General features: G+C 75.1%; 1 protein-coding gene. It reads left to right on the forward strand.

The window, feature by feature from the left end:
- Positions 1–2002 (forward strand): SpnB-like Rossmann fold domain-containing protein (locus JQN83_RS32550; RefSeq protein ID WP_208570989.1); only part of this gene is annotated, 2002 nt, incomplete at both ends.

The raw sequence follows: 2002 nt of genomic DNA on the forward strand, positions 1-2002 counted from the left end.
CACCCCCACCCACCTCCACCTCCACCTCACCACCCCCACCCCCACCGGCCACCAAACCCTCACCATCCACACCCGCACCACCACCACCTGGACCACCCACGCCACCGCCACACTCAGCCCCGACGAGCCCACCGTCCCGGCAGAGATCGGCGTCTGGCCCCCGGCCGGTGAACCGGTCGACATCGACGCGCTCTACCCGCTGCTCGCCGCGAAGGGCTACCACTACGGGCCCTCGTTCCAGAACCTGCGCCGTGCCTGGCGTGCCGGTTCCGACGTCTACGCCGAGGTCGAGCTGCCCGACGACCTGCGCCCCGACGGTCACGCCGTGCACCCGGCGCTCGCCGACGCGGCCCTGCACGCGCTGATCGCCGTCGCCGTCGACGACCTCGGCACCGCGCCCCGGGTGCCGTACAGCTTCTCCGGCGTCGCCGTGCACGCCAACCTGGCCACGTCGGTGCGGGCCCGGCTCACCGCGATCGGCGACGGTGCGTACCGGGTGCTGCTGGCGGACCCGGCCGGGCACCCCGTGCTCTCCATCGACCGCCTCGACCTGCGCGACCTGGACCCCGCCACGCTGCCCGTCGCCGCCGCGCCCGGCACCGAGCTGCTGCACCGCCTCGACTGGCAGGAACTGCGCGCGGACGCCGCACCGCCGGCCGACCCGGCGGGCTGGGCCGTCCTCGGCACGCCCGGACCGGCGCTGCACGGCGCGCTGCCCGGCCTGCGCCAGGTGCCGGACCTCGCCGCCCTGCTCGCCGGTGAGCTGCCCGACGTGGTCTTCCTGCCCTGCCGCACCCCACGCCCGGACGAGACGCCCGCCGACGCCCCGACCGCCACCACCGACGACCCGGTCGCCGCCGCACACGAGCTGACCGAGGCGCTGCTGCACAGCCTCCAGCAGTGGCTCGCCGAGGAGCGGCTGACCGGCACCCGACTGGTGATCACCACCGAAGGTGGGGTCGCCGCGCACCTCGCCGACCAGATCGCCGACCTGGCCGCCGCCGCGTGCTGGGGCCTCACCCGCTCCGCGCAGGCCGAACACCCCGACCGGTTCGTGCTGCTCGACCTGGACGGCCGCCCGACCGACCCGTCGGTGCTGGCCGCCGCGCTCGCAGCCGCCGAACCGCACCTCGCGGTGCGCTTCGGCGTGGCGTACGTCGACCGGCTGGTCCGCTGCGCCGACGACCCGGCGCGGCTGACGCCGCCGGACGAGAACTGGCGGTTCGGCACCACCTCCGCCGGCACCCTGGCCAACGTCGCCATGGTCCCGGCACCCGAGGCGCTGCGCCCGCTACGCGACGGCGAGGTGCGGGTACGCACCCACGCCACCGGCCTGAACTTCCGCGACGTGCTCATCGCGCTGGGCAGCTACCCCGGTGAGGCGCCACTGGGCAGCGAGGGCGCGGGCGTGGTCGTGGAGACCGGTCCCGGCGTGACCGGACTCGACCCGGGCGACCGGGTGATGGGCCTCTTCTCCGAGGGCACCGGCCCGCTCGCGGTCTGCGACCACCACCTGCTCACCCGTACCCCCGACCACCTCAGCGACAGCCAGGCCGCGGTGCTGCCGATCGCCTACCTCACCGCCATGTACGGCCTCGGCGACCTCGCCGGCCTGCGGGCCGGGCAGTCCGTCCTGATCCACACCGCCACCGGCGGGGTCGGGATGGCCGCCCTGCACTACGCCCGGCACCTCGGGGCCACCGTGCACACCACGGCCAGCATCGGCAAGCAACCCACCCTCAGCGCGCTCGGTGTGCCCGACTCCCACATCCACGACTCCCGCACCACCGCGTACCGGGAGGGGATCGCGGCGGTGGCCCCGCAGGGGGTCGACGTCGTGCTCAACAGCCTGACCCAGGCGCACATCGACGCGGGACTGGCGCTGCTGGCCGAGGGGGGCACCTTCCTGGAGATCGGCAAGACCGACATCCGCGACCCGCACACCGTCACCACCACCCACCCCCACCTCACCTACCAGCCCTACGACCTCCTCGACGCCGGA

Source organism: Micromonospora antibiotica (assembly GCF_017599305.1).
In the GTDB taxonomy this organism is placed as follows: Bacteria; Actinomycetota; Actinomycetes; order Mycobacteriales; family Micromonosporaceae; genus Micromonospora; species Micromonospora antibiotica.